At 35.9% G+C, this 15,218-nt stretch carries 10 protein-coding genes; 4 read left to right on the top strand and 6 right to left on the bottom strand.

The window, feature by feature from the left end:
* Positions 1-2: 2 nt before the first annotated feature.
* Positions 3-431 carry an organic hydroperoxide resistance protein gene (locus IIF7_RS01505; RefSeq protein ID WP_084839889.1) on the bottom strand — a complete coding sequence of 143 codons (429 nt, stop codon included), beginning with the start codon at positions 429-431 and terminating at the stop codon, positions 3-5.
* Between the two features lie 97 nt (positions 432-528).
* Between IIF7_RS01505 and meaB the strand changes: the two genes are divergently transcribed.
* Positions 529-1,614 carry a methylmalonyl Co-A mutase-associated GTPase MeaB gene (gene meaB / locus IIF7_RS01500; protein ID WP_084839888.1) on the top strand — a complete coding sequence of 362 codons (1,086 nt, stop codon included), beginning with the start codon at positions 529-531 and terminating at the stop codon, positions 1,612-1,614.
* On the opposite strand, the gene IIF7_RS01495 is transcribed toward meaB, so the two are convergent.
* Positions 1,609-2,550: an NAD-dependent epimerase/dehydratase family protein gene (locus tag IIF7_RS01495; protein WP_084839887.1), complete on the bottom strand. Its 942-nt coding sequence runs from the start codon at positions 2,548-2,550 to the stop codon at positions 1,609-1,611. The two genes, meaB and IIF7_RS01495, sit on opposite strands and share 6 nt — an antisense overlap.
* A gap of 140 nt (positions 2,551-2,690) precedes the next feature.
* Here IIF7_RS01495 and IIF7_RS01490 point away from each other — a divergent pair, with 140 nt between their 5' ends.
* Genes IIF7_RS01490 through IIF7_RS01480 form a run of 3 tightly spaced genes read left to right on the top strand, consistent with a single transcriptional unit; the run spans position 2,691 to position 5,654 of the window.
* On the top strand, positions 2,691-3,404 hold the full coding sequence (locus IIF7_RS01490; protein ID WP_084839886.1) for a glycosyltransferase: 714 nt from the start codon (positions 2,691-2,693) through the stop codon (positions 3,402-3,404).
* On the top strand, positions 3,401-4,039 hold the full coding sequence (locus IIF7_RS01485) for a lipid-A-disaccharide synthase N-terminal domain-containing protein (RefSeq protein ID WP_084839885.1): 639 nt from the start codon (positions 3,401-3,403) through the stop codon (positions 4,037-4,039). The genes IIF7_RS01490 and IIF7_RS01485 overlap by 4 nt, the downstream gene beginning before the upstream one ends.
* Complete coding sequence (locus tag IIF7_RS01480; RefSeq protein WP_245801475.1) at positions 4,029-5,654, top strand: ArnT family glycosyltransferase; 1,626 nt, start codon at positions 4,029-4,031, stop codon at positions 5,652-5,654. The genes IIF7_RS01485 and IIF7_RS01480 overlap by 11 nt, the downstream gene beginning before the upstream one ends.
* A 134-nt stretch (positions 5,655-5,788) precedes the next feature.
* Here IIF7_RS01480 and IIF7_RS01475 read toward each other — a convergent pair whose 3' ends face one another.
* From IIF7_RS01475 to IIF7_RS01460, 4 genes are all read right to left on the bottom strand, one after another.
* On the bottom strand, positions 5,789-8,578 hold the full coding sequence (locus tag IIF7_RS01475) for a glycoside hydrolase family 2 TIM barrel-domain containing protein (RefSeq protein WP_139801246.1): 2,790 nt from the start codon (positions 8,576-8,578) through the stop codon (positions 5,789-5,791).
* Positions 8,579-8,701: 123 nt separating this feature from the next.
* On the bottom strand, positions 8,702-10,468 hold the full coding sequence (locus tag IIF7_RS01470; RefSeq protein WP_084839884.1) for a RagB/SusD family nutrient uptake outer membrane protein: 1,767 nt from the start codon (positions 10,466-10,468) through the stop codon (positions 8,702-8,704).
* A gap of 10 nt (positions 10,469-10,478) precedes the next feature.
* Positions 10,479-13,859: a TonB-dependent receptor gene (locus tag IIF7_RS01465; RefSeq protein WP_245801474.1), complete on the bottom strand. Its 3,381-nt coding sequence runs from the start codon at positions 13,857-13,859 to the stop codon at positions 10,479-10,481.
* A 117-nt stretch (positions 13,860-13,976) separates the two neighbouring features.
* Positions 13,977-15,020, bottom strand: a complete 1,044-nt coding sequence (locus IIF7_RS01460) for a FecR family protein (RefSeq protein WP_084839883.1) — start codon at positions 15,018-15,020, stop codon at positions 13,977-13,979.
* Between the last annotated feature and the right edge of the window lie 198 nt (positions 15,021-15,218).

Raw genomic sequence — 15,218 nt, 5'->3', positions numbered from 1 at the left:
TATTAATCTTCGTCGATCAAAAGATTTAAAGTCACATCGATATTATCTCTTGTCGCTCTGGAATAAGGACAAACCTCGTGAGCTTCATTTATTAAATCTTCTCCAGTTTCAACATCGATATCTGGAATATAAATATCCAAAACAGCAGAAAGATCTAATTCTTTATCTTCATTTTGCCCAAGATCAATTGTTACGGTAACACTATAATCCCCTAAATCTACATTAGAGTTTTTAGCGATCATTTCTAAAGCACTACCAAAGCATGCAGAATATCCCGCTGCAAAAAGCTGCTCTGGATTTGTATAATCTCCACCTTCACCACCAAGGCTTTTAGGCATTGAAAGTTGTAGATCTAATATTCCATCATCACTAATGGTTCTGCCTTTTCTACCACCTTCAGTGGTTACCTTAGCTGAATACAAAGTTTTCATTTTTTCGAATGTTTAATATTATTCCCTATCAATATACCATTCGTAAAATTCGCATTCAAAAAATGTATTCATAAATTTGTCATAAATAAGTATTAGCTTGAAGAAGCCTTCTAAAAAATCTGCCATCTCCCAGAGTCATAGCATTCCTGCTTCAGCAAATGTTAGCATTAGCGCTGCGGAAAAAATTAAATCCCTTCGTAAGAAAAAACAGGATCATACCAAAATTTTAGATCGGCTGCTTCAGGGGAGTCAAACAGCCTTAGGACAAGCGATCACTTTGGTTGAAAGCAATAATCCAACTCACCATGAACAGGCTTCAGCAATTATCGAAGGCGCCATTGCTTCCGCAGGAAAATCGATAAGAATAGGAATTACCGGAGTTCCGGGCGTGGGAAAAAGTACGTTTATTGAAAGTTTTGGCAGTCATTTACTCAAATTGGGCAAAAAAGTAGCGGTTCTTGCGGTAGATCCCAGTAGCAGCATTTCTAAAGGGAGCATCCTGGGCGATAAAACCCGAATGGAAAATCTGGTGAGAGAAGACATGGCATTTATACGCCCTAGCCCATCTGGCGATTCTCTTGGCGGAGTTGCGCGTAAAACAAGAGAAAGCATTATGCTATGTGAAGCCGCTGGATTTGATGTGATTTTAATTGAAACAGTTGGCGTTGGGCAAAGCGAAACTACCGTTCACAGTATGTGCGATTTCTTTTTATTACTGAAATTAGCCGGTGCAGGTGATGAATTACAAGGCATAAAACGCGGAATCATGGAAATGGCAGATGCTATTGTGATCAACAAAGCAGATGGTGAAAATATAAAGGCCGCAAATACTGCAAAATTAGATTTTAAAAGAGCTTTACATCTTTATCCAACAAAAGAAAGCGGTTGGATGCCAGAAGTTTTACTCAGCAGTGCTTTATATAATGAGGGTATCCCTGAAATTTGGAATCTTATCCGATCTTTCGAAAGAAAGACCTTAGAAAATGGCTATTTTGAAGAAAATAGAAAGCAACAAAGCAAGTTTTGGCTCTTACAAAGCATAAACGACCAGCTAAAACAGTCTTTTTATCAGAATCCTGAAATAAAAACAGCTTTAGAAGAACAATTACAGGCAATATTCGATAAAAAAACCTCTCCATTTATCGCTGCAAAGCAGCTTTTAGAAAAGTATTCTAAATTATAGAAAATTGGCTTTATACCAGTTTATCTGTCGCTGTAAACCATCCTTCAGAGTTGTGGTTGGATGGTAATCTAAAATTTTCTTAGCTTTATTGATATTGGCGCGTGTATGCCATTGGTCACCTTTTCGTCTTGGCTTAATCTCTAGTTCGATCTTTTTACCTAAAAGCTCTTCTACATAGTCGATTCCTTCCTGAGTGGTATATTCGGCTTCTGTTCCAAGATTAATAATTTCTCCATTAATCTCGTGGTGTTTTTTTACTGCTGAAAGTATTCCTTCTAAAATATCCCCAACATAAGTAAAACTTCTTAGATGTTTTTCGCTTCCGCTAAATAATGGGAACTTTTCATTATTAAAAGCGCAGGCGATTAATTTGGTATATAATTTTTCAGGACGTTCTCTAGGCCCGTAAACCGAATATAATCGAAGTGAACTACTGTTCAATCGCTTGGCTCTGGATTCAGCTAACACCAATTGCTCTGCAGCTAATTTAGTTACACCATAAAATGAAGCCGGTTGTGCAGCTGCATCTTCAGGGAAAGTAGCTTCTAAACCGTAAACTGAAGAAGTTGAAATATTAAAAAAGTGCTTTAGTTTTTTATTTTGGTGAGCAAACTCAATTAGATTTTGAGTTGCAATCACATTATTTTGTAGATACTGCTCGAAAGTACTGGTTGCTGAAATTCCCGGCTGCGCTGCAAAATGCATTATAAAGTCAAAATCTATTGGTAAATCCTTATAATCTTCGGCAATTCTAAGATCAACTTTTTTAACATTGATATTGTTTTTACAAAGGCTCTCCACATTTAATTCTTTCAGTTTTACATCATAATAGTCTGAAAAATTATCAACCCCAATTACCTCGTAACCTTCTTTATTTAATGCTTCAGCAGCATGAGAACCTATAAAACCGGCTGCACCGGTAACCAAAACTTTCATAATTTAAAGTCTAAAATTATCAATAATCTGAAAATTTGCGGCGGCAAAGTACAATGATTATCATTAAAAAACGATATTTCTTGTTATAACCTTGTTATTTTTTTCTTTTAAAAGATACATTTGCAATCAATTTATAAACTATGGAATATCAGTTTACGATCGTTGTTCCCATCTACAACGAGGAGGAAAACCTGGAACGCCTGGAGCAACAATTATCAACATATCTTAAAATTGCAGTTAAGCCTACCTGTATCTTATTGGTAAACGACGGTTCTTCAGATAATAGTTTATCGATGATCGAAAAAATTTGCGAGCGCAATGAAGCTTTCCATTTTATTTCTTTTGAAAAGAATTGCGGACTAAGTGCTGCTATTAAAGCCGGATTCGATTATGCTGATACTCCGCTTATTGGTTATATCGATTCAGATCTACAAACAGATCCTGAAGATTTTAACCTTTTAATGAAGGATATAGGTGAATATGATTTGGTTACGGGTTGGCGAGCAGATCGTAAAGATTCTTTTGTTAAGAATATGTCCTCGCTTATCGCTAATGGTATTCGTAAAAGTTTTACGCATGATGGAATGAACGACACCGGATGTCCTTTAAAGATCATCAAAGCAGATTATGCAAAACGAATCCCAATGTTTAAAGGTCTACATCGTTTTTTACCGGCCATGATCATGTTGCAAAACGGAACGGTAAAACAAGTTCCCGTAAGACACTACCCAAGAATTGCCGGGAAAGCAAAATTCCATTTATGGAATAGACTTTTAGGTCCTTTAGTAGATTGTTTTGCTTATCTATGGATGAAGAAAAAATACATCAATTATAACGTTGCCAAAAAAGCATGAGCCAGTGGCTAATAAATACCATAGGTTTTGCTGCACAAATACTTTTCTCTGGGAGGCTGCTTTTACAATGGATCCTTTCTGAAAAACATAAAAAAGTTTTAACACCAAGCCTGTTCTGGAAATTTAGCTTAGTCGCTTCTTTTTTGCTTTTTGTTTATGGCGATCTACGCGATGATTTTTCGATCATGTTTGGCCAGGCGATCACCTATTATATTTATATTCGGAATTTACAATTACAGGGAGAATGGGATAAAATGAAGCGTATTTTTCAGCTTTTCATTTATATTTTTCCCGCATTTGTAGTACTTTACAACTACAACAACGGTACCTTAGATTTACAACGCTTCTTTGGTAACGAAAGCATCCCCATCTGGCTGGTTTTACTTGGCACTGTTGCGCAAATAATCTTTAATCTTAGGTTTCTTTATCAATGGATTTATTCTGAAAAGAAAAAAGAAAGCTTACTCCCATTAGGGTTTTGGATTTTAAGTTTAATTGGCGCCAGTCTTATTTTAATTTACGCCATTATTAGAAAAGATCCTGTTTTATTTACAGGACATATTTTTGGAAGTGTAGTTTACGTAAGAAATATTATCTTAAGCCAAAAGTCTAAACGACAATTAAATGAAACCTAAATTTCATAGATATCTGCTTGCCCTTGTTGGTATTTGTATTCTTATATTTTTTTTTAATCTGGATGCCATTTATGTAAATATTATGGAAGCCCGCAACTTTGGCTCGGCCAGAGAAATGCTGAATCTAAATCACTGGCTTCTTACTACCTTAAACGACATCCCACGTTATGAAAAACCGCCATTGCCTACGTGGCTAACGGCAATTTCAGCAAAAATATTTGGAATAGAAAATCTATGGGCTTTACGATTGCCTGCCGCCTGCGCAGCAACATTACTCGCCGTTTCGCTATATAAATTTTCAGCATTAATAAATATTACCCGCAAACAGGCATTTATGGCTTCACTTATTGCCGTAAGTTCTTTTTACATCATCTTTTCTGGTAGAAACGGCCAATGGGATATTTTTACGCATGCCTTTATGATGGTGACTATTTATTTCCTTTTTCAGTTTTTTAGAGACGAAAGAAAGTTATGGCGTAACGTTATTTTTGCCGGAATTTTCTTTGGTTTTTCGATACTTAGTAAAGGTCCTGTTTCGCTTTACGCATTGCTTTTACCTTTTGTAATAGCTTATGCAATTGTTTATAAATTTCAGGATTTTAGAAAAAAATGGGGCGCTTTAGTCGTTTTTCTAGTGCTTGGTTTAGGAGTAGGATTATGGTGGTTTGTTTACGTAAGATTAGCCGATCCTGTAGCATTTTTAGAAATCACCAAAGACGAAGCAGCTAATTGGGGAAGTTATAATATTCGCCCATTTTATTACTACTGGAGCTTTTTTACACAAAGCGGTATCTGGACGATTCCGTCTTTCGTGGCATTACTTTATCCGTATTTAAAAAACAGAGTCAGCAATAAAAAAGCTTACAAATTTGCGATTCTTTGGACGATACTTTCAGTGATTCTGTTATCGATTATTCCTGAAAAAAAATCACGTTATCTTTTGCCGGTTCTTATCCCAATGGCGCTAAATACGTCGTTTTATATCGAATATCTGTTCAGTAATTTTTCAGGCTTAAAAATGAAAGAAAAGTGGGTGGTTTATTTCAATTTTGGACTTATTGCCGTCATCGGAATTGCTTTTCCATTCGCTGCGTTTTTCATTTTAGATCTAGACGGAATTTATTATTTATGGTATGCCCTTACCTCTATTGCTCTTTTTGGTATTGGTATTACGATATTTTATTACTTCAGAAAAAACAGATTTTCTAATATATTTTATCTCACGGTAGGTTTTATATGTGCGGTAATTGTTTTTGGATTTCCGCTAATCGATATTTTTATAGACAATCCAAATTATAAGTCTTTTGCTGAATTAAAAAAGCAGGCTAAAAATAACCAATTTCAGGTATATGAATATAATTCTTTTGGCCCTGAAATTATTTGGGACTACGGAAAACCTATACCAATATTGGTTAAAAACGACAGTCTTTTTTTACCGGAAGAAAGTGAGTTTGGATTACTTCTAAACGTAACAGATACGATCTCTACGGAAGAATTTTCAGACTATTCTATTCAAAAAATAGAGCAATACGATCTAAACCAGGTACATCCTGAAAAATCTGGTTATAAGGACCGATTAATGCGAGATTTTTATATACTTAAGAAGAAAAAGTAAAGTACCTTGGGGCAAGTCTCGGGGTATTATAGCCTTTGGCGGTACCAATAAAGTTGAAATTCGATATTTTAAGCAATAAAAAAGGGAGGCTAAAACCTCCCTTTTTCGATTTTCAATTATTATTTTCTGGAAACCTATTTAGTTCCAAAATTAAAATATAGTGTCGCTCCCCATAGTCTTTGGTGATCATCACGATGATGAAATTCGGTTTGCTGACTCTGTGGTCCAAGCTCGGCAGGCTTTTTAAATTTTGTTCCAATTGGGCTTATCGCATCCATAAAAGAGATATTTCCTTCAGGAAAGGCCGGATTTGTATTTTCGTTATTCGAATCCTTTGGCGTAAACAATCGAAGAAAAACATCATCTGTTGCCGAAACTATGGTAATTGGCGATTCTTCAGTATCGATAACCGCCCAGTACATCCTGTCGTGATATCCTTTAAATTCTGGATACCCCCAATCAGATCCTGTTACGGTATTATTATAATCTTTTTGGTGTACGGCAAAATTCTGACCTTTCATTCGGTTTTTCCAAACTCGGTATGGTCCTTTTCCTAACCATTTTACGCCTTTCACTTTTTCTTCAGGATAATCGAAATTGATTCCCATAAAATCTTTTCGCCCCCTTAAGAAATAAGAGTAATCTAATTTTAACCAGCCATTGGCCTGCATGGTGTACACCATTTTTCGAATAGGGCCTTCGTATTCCATTTCTACTACCTGATCATTGCCTTTTTGGTAATGTTTCAGGGATTTGAATTTACTATTCTCATCGGTTAATTTTGGCCCGTTATTAAATGATACCGGAGTCTTTTCATTTTTTACTGAAGTGATTAATCCGTTTTCAGTATTAAAACTAATTTCCACTCCGTTTGCTGAAAGTGTAAGTACTGCATCTTTTTCTGAAGCGCTTGCAGAAGCTTCTGAAGTTCCTGAAACAATAGTCTCTGCAGTTTCCTCTGGAGATTTTACCGGCCAGGACCAGGTCATGATCTTACGACCATGAGGATCTGTGGCAGTTAAATATAATGCATCGCTTTGCTCCCAATTTTCTGGAAGATCTAGGTGAAGATATCCCGTAAGATCTGGCTCAATATCTGGTGATTTTGCTTTTCCTGACTTTTGGATTTCATTTTCGATTTCTGAAGCATTTGGTTTTGGAAAATTAATAAGTTGCCACTCAAATTCACATTCCGATAAATTCGTGAAATGGTAACGATTTTCCAGTTTCATCTTTCCATCAAATTGAGGCGTAATATCCATTTTATCGATATACACCGGAGACCAGATTTCTTTAATGGTGTAAAAACTTCCTTCTTTTTCACGATATGGCCCTACAATCCCATCTGGCGCCCAGGTTTCTTTGTCTTTTACGTCAATAAAGCCATCTTTATCTGTTCCCACCACACCTTCATCTGCAAAAACCCATAGGAATCCTCCGGCAGATAACGGACTTTCTTGCATAATATTCCAAAAATCTTCTAAACCAGCACCGTGACCACCGTCATACAATCCGTGTAAAAATTCGGTAGGAAAATACACTTTATCGCCATTGGTAAGTGCATTATAAACATAATCGTAAGAAGGATAATGCAGCGTATTGGTTTCTCCTAAAGTATTCCAGGGATGGATTACGGTTCTATCCTGAATATCATATTTTGGATATTCTTCGAGCAAATTGTAATTATTACCGCCTTCGTTTCCGTTGGCCCAAATCACGATTGAAGGATGGTTCACATCTCGAATAATTAATTCTTTTACCAACTTTTTTCCAACCTCGGTATCATATGCATTCTGCCAACCGGTAAGCTCATTGATTACAAAGAGCCCCAGAGAATCAGTAACTTCTAAGAAATGCTGACTTGGTGGATAATGCGACATTCTAACCGCATTCATATTCATGTCTTTCATCAACTCGACATCCATAATACTAAGCGCTCTACTTGCTGAACGCCCTGAAGATGGCCAGAAACTATGGCGGTTTACACCTTTAAATTTCACTTTCTCACCATTTACATAAAAACCATCTTTGGCTTTTAACTCTACCGTTCTAAATCCGAATTTTTGAGTGATCTTATGCAAAACCTTATCACCATCTTTCAGGCTTACTTCAACCTGGTAACGATTGGGAAATTCTGGAGACCATAATTGTGGATTTTCAGTCTGATAGTTTAATGTAGCTTTCTCTAACTTTCTATCTGCTTCAGCAGAAAAAACACTTCCTAAAAATTGTCCTTCTAAATCGCTAATCTTAGCTTCAATAGTTCTTCCTTTTTTAATATTTTCAGTAAAAACATCCATTTTAAAAGAACCATCGGCTTTTGCATCGATCGCTACACGATCTATATATTCTTTCGGTTTTACTTCTAAGTAAACAGGTCTGTAAATTCCGGCGAACGCCCAAAAATCGGCATCTTTTTCAGCTCTATTTACAGTATCATTATCTGAAGCATTTTTAACCTCAACTTCAAGCAAATTTTCTTCGCCAAACTTTAAAAAGCTGGTAATATCATATTTAAATCGATAGAAACCGCCCTGGTGAACCGGCCCAACCAATTTACCGTTTACCATAACTTTGGTATCTGTCATCACTCCTTCGAAAACAAGCTCGATCGTTTGTGATTTCCATTCTTTTGGTACAGAAAATTGATGCTTATATTGGCCAATAGCGGCAGATTCTGGTCGTAGTCTTCGCCAATCATGACCGTAAGTGTAAATCCCAAAACCTTCGAGCTCCCAGTTTGAAGGAACGGCAATCTTAGACCATTCTCCACTTTTACGACCTTTATCAATTTTAAAATCCCAATCTACGCGATGATCTTTATCGGTACCAGAGAGGTATATCGTTTCTGTTTGCTGGGCGAATAGTTGAAAACAACTACAAATACTTAAGGCCAGAAAAACAGCAGTTTTATTAAAATTCATTGGTTTATTTTATTGGTTAATTAAACTTGGTTTTTGCAAAAAAAGAATAATTCCATTTAACTGAAATCAAGCGATTCAGAAAAAATGGAACTATTCTAGAAATTCACTTAAACTAACTTAAAACTAATATCCGGGGTTTTGGATTAAAAGATCATTTCTATTCATTTCATCTAATAAAATTGGTAATAAATAAGATTTATTTTGCCAGTTTCTATTTTGAACCTGAATAATTTCGTAGTCTATATCGTCACTAGCATACTGGTGTTCGATTCTAATACCTTCAACGTTTTCTATTACCTGTGGGGCAATCATCCAGCGTCTTATATCAAAATAACGATGTTGTTCGTAAGCTAGTTCTACTTTTCTTTCGTTACGATAACGATCCATTAAAGCTTCTCCAGATTCACCTGCAGGAACCTCTGGCATTCCTGCACGATTACGAATCATATTTAAATATGTTTTTGCTTCAGCTTCCTGACCTAGTTCCAAACTTGCTTCAACATAGTTTAAAATTACTTCAGCATAACGAATCTGGCGCCATGGCAAACGTTGCGTTTCATATTGATGGTCGATCGAAGGATCGATAAACTTTCTTAAATAATAACCTGTGTATGTCCCATTCCAATCTTCGATAGGGCTTTGTCTTGTATCTAAACCTGCGGTAAAACTTCCGTCTGCATTTTCAAAATAACCGGTTTGCACGATACCTTCAGGATCTGCAGCGATCACATCATCTGGGCGTTGTCTCCAATCTGCACCATCATATAAAATACTTGCATAAAAACGAGGATCTCGATTTTCATAAGGATTCTCGGCCTCTGGGCCATTCCAGCTAAACTCGCTTCCGTCGATCATTTCGTAAGAATCTACAAGTTGCTGTGTTGGTGTGTGGTTACCCCAGTTATGATAACCGTTTGGACCGTAAAATCTACCAGGGCTTGGTGCCTGCCAGTCTCCGTCGTTAATATCATCATAGAAGCTGATCATAATATCCTCTTCATTTCCATTATTTAAAAATAGATTGATGTAATTTTCTCTTGCTTCTTCTGGTGAAGCAGGACTGGTACCTCCGTATAAATTATAAACTCCCAAATCGATAACAGCTTTCGCTGCATCTTGTGCCGCCTGCCAACGCTGTGTTTGAGAACCACCAGTGTACCCAATTAATTCTGGATTAGCATAACCATCTGTCCAAGTGGCGTTAGAGTTAAAAAGATCACTAGCTGCATAAAGTAAAACTCTGGATTTTAATGCTAGTGCTGCGCCTCTTGTAGCACGGGCTTTATCCCCTGAAAGTGGTAAAGCTGCCGCTGCAGCATCTAAATCTGCTACAATAAAATTTACGGTTTCTTCAAAAGTATTTCTAGCGATCATAAAATCGTCATCTGGCCCGTATGCTCTATCTACGATTGGCACACCTCCATAAAAACTCATAAGCCAGTAGTAGAAATTTGCTCTTAAGTAATGTACTTCACCTGCTAATCGATCTACTTCTTCGCCCTCTAATTCAGACTCTGCCATTCTTTCAAAAAACACATTACAAGAACGAATATTATCGTAAAGGTTATTCCATGTAATATTTCTAAAACTGGTAAGCCAGTGAGCAGGATCTAAAATACTAACATAACTTGGGCTAATCTCGCTATTTAAAATAGGATTTACCTCTGCCCTTTTAGTCATCGAAATATCACTAAGAGAAGCTAACATTTCTAATTGAAAACCGTATTGCTGGCCAAGATAAATATCATTTACATAAGCATTCACTAAAGCGGCATCTGTCCAAACTGCTGCATCTGAATATTGCCCTAGTGGTTTAACTTCTAAAAAGTCTTCACTACAGGACATTAATAACAAAACAGATGAGAGTATTAATAGTTTTATTCTTTTCATAATATTCTATTTAAAAATTTATGCTTGCACCTACGTTTACTACTTTATTTAACGGGTAGTTATAACCTGAACCACTGGTGCTCTCTGGATCGTAATCTTCGATATGCGGGCTATACGTTAATAAGTTAAAGGCACTTAGATAAACTCTAAAGTTTTTCACTAAAATCGAATTAGTTACAGACTCTGGTAAGGTATATCCTAATTCAATATTTTTTAGACGGATATAATCTGATTTATGCAACCAGTAGGTATTTTGTTGATTTACCCAATATTCTCCGTTTCTATTATAAGTTCTTGGATGTTCATTACTAGGGTTTTCTGCCGTCCAACGATCATCATAAAAACTATGTAAATAGTTACCAAAATCACCAGATTCTGTTGTTTCATAGAAGTAACCTCCTGCAGCTCCCTGAAGAAGAACAGCCAAATCAAAATTCTTATAATCCAATGAGATATTTAAACCTCCTGTGAAGGTAGGAACTCTACTGGCATCGTATCTAACTCTATCATTACCATCGATAACTCCATCATCATTATAATCTTCAAAAATGATATCTCCCGGTCTTGCTCCTTCCCAGTGTGGGTAGTTATCTATCTCTTCCTGAGTTTGGAAAATTCCTATTGCATTATAATATAATCCAGCGCCAATTGGTCTTCCTGTAGATTGCTGATATTCTGGCCTTCCCTGTGGTTCATCCCAGAACAAAATCTCGTTTTTAGAATACACACCGTTTAATCCAATATTTAAACGTAGATCTGAAATATTAGTTCGATAATCTATATTGAAATCGAATCCCTGGTTTTGAGATCTACCAATATTTTCGTCTGGAAGTGATAATCCTGTGGTATTAGGAACTGAAGCATTTCTGGCCCAAAGAATATCTTCTCTTAAGTAATGGAAATAATCTACAGTTAGCGAAAGATCACCTTCTAGAAAATCTAAATCTAAACCAATATTCTTTTGCGTTGCAGTTTCCCAGGTTACATTTCTATTAGGAATTACTCCTTCGTAAAGTGCCTGGCTTTGTGTATTACCTCCGTTATTAATATATAGCAGATTATTTAAATTATAATTAGCTAAATACTGGAACGGACTTATAGCATCGTTACCAGTTTGTCCCCAGGATGCTCTAATCTTAGCAAAACTGATAAAAGGAACAGCATCTTCCCAAAAGTTTTCCTTAGAAACTACATAACCTAAAGATACACCAGGGAAAAATCCAAATCTACCAGACTCTTCAAAAATGTAAGATCCCTGATATCTCCACACAAATTCAGCTAAATATTTTTCACTGAATGCATAGTTTACTCTTCCAAAGTAATTTAAACGAGCCTCTTCAAAACCAGAACCAGAATTATTCATTTCATCACGTCCACCAGCAAATAACTGATCTATGGCGTCAGATAAAAAGTATCTACGATACGCCCAAAAAGAATCTCCTTTGTTAGTAATTCGTTCTACACCAGCGAGAACATTTACATCATGATCTTCTCCAAAAGTTTTTGTATAATCAAAAATACCACGTAGTAAAATTCGCTGAGAATCATCCATAGTTTCAGTTAATCTAGGATCGTCATAACCCTTTTTACCTCTTGTTAATAAAGGATTCCCGTCATCATCTAAACTTTGCTGATCCCAGGTATATAAATACCATGGTGTTACCCAATCTTTATCGAATCTAAAATTCTTATCGATAGAAGCATTTCCTTTAAAGGTTAATCCCTCTACACCAGGAATTTTTAAATTAACGCCAAAATCTGAATTAAATACATATCTCTTATCACGGCTATATCCCGTAGCATCTGTAGAAATCACAACCGGGTTATCCCCGTATTCGATATCTGGACCTGGCATCCCGTTTGGCCAATAAGCCTGGGAATTAGGTCGCGAACGCATTAGCATTCTAAAAATATTCTCGGCTGTTCTGGTTGGATAATTTCTATCCTCAAAACGTCCGGTTGTATTTATGTAAACATCCAGATATTCGTTGATGTTGAAGTCCAGGTTTGTTCTAAGGTCGTACTGATTATAATTGGTTGCACTATTTCTATAAAATCCATCCTGATATCTGTGCGAAAGACTTACAAAATAATTCATCTTTTCTGTACCTCCGTTTATAGATACATTTCCATAGGTTTGTGCAGACCATGGTTTTAAAGTAGCATCATACCAATCTGTATCTGGGTATCTCCAAGGATCTGAACCATCACGATAAAGTTGGATTTGTTCATCTGTAAACCTTCTATCAATACCGTTATAATCATCTACCTCGTTCAATAAGGTTGCATATTCAGCAGCATTAGCCATATCTGGAATTACCGTTGGTTTAGCAATCCCGTGATTGTATGAAAACTGAATATTAGGAGCGCCTACTTTTCCTCTCTTTGTAGTAACAAGAATAACCCCGTTTGCTGCCTGCGCACCGTAAATTGCGGCAGATGCATCTTTAAGTACAGAAACATTTTTAATCGTACTTGGGTCTATTCGCTCTAAGGATCTACCAGGTACTCCATCTACAACAACCAAAGGTGCCGCATTTCCAAAAGTACTTAACCCCCTAACACGTAGTGTTGCGCCATCATAACCAGGCTCACCACCATTAGATATAGCCACAACACCCGGGATTCTACCCGCAACTCCCTGGCTAATGTTGGTTACTGGTGCCTGGGCTAATTCTTCTCCTCCAACTCCAGAAACGGCTCCTGTAAGCGTCTCTTTCTTTTGAACACCATAACCAACAATTACAACCTCGTCTAAAGCAGCGGTGTCTTCCTTTAGAACTATATCGATTTCGCTTTTACCTCCAATTAAAACTTCCTGAGTAGCATAACCCACAAAAGACACCACTAATGTTGCATTTTCATTTGCAACTTCTATAGAGAAGTTACCATCAAAATCTGCCTGTGTACCATTTGTTGTTCCCTTTTCTACTACAGTTGCCCCAGATAAGGGTAAGCCAGTCTCATCTATAATTGTTCCTGAAACTGTGAATTGTGGAATCGCTTTTTCTTTATTTTCGGTTACTTTTTTATACACCGTAACCTGGCGATCGTCTATTTTGTATCCAACAGAATAATTGGCTAATAAATCATCTAAAAATTTATTCAGCGCTATTCCCTTCTTGCTAATTGTAAACTTATCTTTTTCAGGTAAGGTTCCATCTTTATAGAAGAAAATAAACTCGGTATTTTTTTCTATTTGCTGAAAAACTTCCTTTAAAGTTCCCTGATATATTTCAATATCAATCTTATTTTGAGAATAAGTGTTTTTAGCATTCAGTGTAGTTAGTCCTACAAAAATTAGCGTAAAAATTAATTTCATAATAAACATGCTGATGCTTAGAATGGAAAGTTTAGATTTCTCTAACGTACATCCAGTTAAAAAATTCATATTTTTGCATTTAGATTAATACTATTGCCCTAAGGCAGTTGTTTTTACGGCCATACGGTGTTGGCGCACCTGTGGCCATTTTTTTGCTGGTAATGGTTTACTTCATAGTTTTAGTTTTTATCGATTAATCACTAGTGTGTCATTGTTTTTATATTCGTATTGAAATTCACTGGTATTCTTTATCGTATTTAAAACATCCCCTAAGGTTTCTTTTAAATCTAATTTTCCTGAAAATGTTTCGTTTTGCAGATCTTCATTTTTAATCAAAATCTCTACATTATAATATCTAGAAAGCTTTTTTATGATACTACTTAGATCTGTTCTATTAAGGGTTAACTCTCCATTTCTCCATGAAAAATAAACATCTGGATCTACTTTTCTCGTTGTAATCTTTTTGCTTTTAATATTATATTCAGAAAAATCTCCTGGTACCATTTGTAGCTGCTTTTTCTCTTCTTTGTATGTTACCACAACGCTACCTTCTTTAAGCACTGTTTGCTGCTCATCATCTCCTGGATATACAGAAACATTAAAAACAGTTCCTAAAACAGAAATTTCCTGATTATCTGAAAGTACATTAAAAGCTTTTTCTTTATTATGCGCTACATCAAAAATTGCTTCCCCCTGCAGATATACTTCTCTTTTATCTTCACTAAAAACCAAAGGATATACCAATCGTGAGCCAGAATTTAACCAAACCTGTGTACCATCAGACAATGTTAATTTTCCACGTTTTCCATACGGAACGATGATCGTATTAAATACTGACTTATTCTTAGAATTTACATTTTGCTGAATAGACTTTCCGTTACCAAGGGTTAATTGATCTCCGTTTGCAGAATAAGCAACCTCGGTAGAATCCTCACTTAAATTTATTTGATTTTCTTCTAAAAGAATGGTTACCTGATCTGATTTAAAATTTACACCTTCACTACTTTCCTGTACAAAACGTTCGATATCTGAACCTGTTTTTTCTGGAATTCTGGAATAAAAAATTGTAGCTATTATTCCTATTACACATGCAACAGCCGCATACCCAAAAACTTTTTTAATTTTTGCATTCCGCTCCCTCGATTTAACAGATTCGGCCGAACCTATTATATCTCGTTTTAAAGTTTCCTTTTCTTCTTCTGAAAAGAAAAAATTTGATTTCTTTTTCATTTAAACAATGTTAGATTATGGGTGCTGTATTATAATAGAGCGCCATTATTTAAAAGCATAGACAAAATATTTTATTTTTTTTATGAAATTTTAATTTTGGTAAGCTTATAAAAATGAAATTCACAAAAAGAAAGCTTTAGAAAGCTATCGAAATTATAAGAAAATTGAAGGTTTTTTTAAGGAAAACTGGCTATATGA

The organism is Zunongwangia atlantica 22II14-10F7, assembly GCF_002094855.1.
Taxonomy (GTDB): domain Bacteria; phylum Bacteroidota; class Bacteroidia; order Flavobacteriales; family Flavobacteriaceae; genus Zunongwangia; species Zunongwangia atlantica.
The sequence above is the reverse complement of the archived record's forward strand: the minus strand, read 5'-3'. Positions and strand labels throughout refer to the sequence as shown.